This is a genomic window from Neobacillus drentensis (assembly GCF_036962765.1).
GTDB lineage: Bacteria > Bacillota > Bacilli > Bacillales > Cytobacillaceae > Neobacillus > Neobacillus drentensis_C.
In genome coordinates this window covers 9,307-10,110 of sequence record NZ_JBALOS010000104.1, presented here as the reverse complement: position 1 = coordinate 10,110, position 804 = coordinate 9,307, and the positions used below count along the sequence as shown (strand labels likewise).

Sequence of the window (804 nt, the reverse complement as noted above, 5' to 3'; positions counted from 1 at the left end):
CCCATAAAAAATGCCCCTTTTGAAATAAGTCTTTCTACATTTACGAATGTAAATCAAGCAAGGTTTCATTTTTATTTTATTAATAGACTTGAAATACTTCGGTGACTATACTATTATATAATTTAATTGATTCACTATATATTGGTTCAATTAAGATTATTAAAACTACATATTGTGTTAGCCTTAAGAGAAGATGCCATTGTGGCTTAATAGGGAATCTGGTGTAAATCCAGAACTGCCCCCGCAACTGTAATTGCTGACGAAATGAACAAACCACTGTATAAAACTGTCTAATTTATTAGGTACTTATATGGGAAGGGTTCAAAGTAGGTAGAAGCATGAGTCAGGAGACCTGTCTTTCTTAAGTTGTTTCAACTTCTTCGGGGATTGAGAAGATGAACGGTGGCGACAAGAGGCACTAGAATATTTTTTATTTTTTTCCTTTTGGCATGTTATCGTTTCATCCGCTCAATGACCCTTGAGCGGATTTTTTTATTTTAGGGGGAAATGAATCATGATTAATGAGATTCTATCAGAACGTAATTATGTTTTAGAAACGATGGAACAAATTACAGGACAATATCAGATTGATACAAGGGAACTAAAAAAACAAATAAGCGAAATGAATGTATCGGAGCTAGAAGCAAACCAGCAAGCATTAATCTATGCAGTAAATCATATTGCTATGGACCAGCCGGATTGGACATATGTTGCAGCCCGTTTCTATCTAAATGAATTATATGGAAAATCCGCAATAAGCAGAGGTTATCACCATTCATTAAAATATGGTGACTTTTATCAATT

Annotated in this window: 1 pseudogene and 1 riboswitch; the pseudogene reads left to right on the top strand. The window is 34.0% G+C overall.

Features of this window, described 5'->3' with window-relative positions:
* Positions 1 to 174 precede the first annotated feature (174 nt).
* Positions 175 to 373: riboswitch (cobalamin riboswitch) on the top strand.
* Positions 374 to 514: 141 nt separating this feature from the next.
* Positions 515 to 804: pseudogene (locus tag V7137_RS14165) on the top strand (ribonucleoside-diphosphate reductase subunit alpha); the annotation flags it as partial.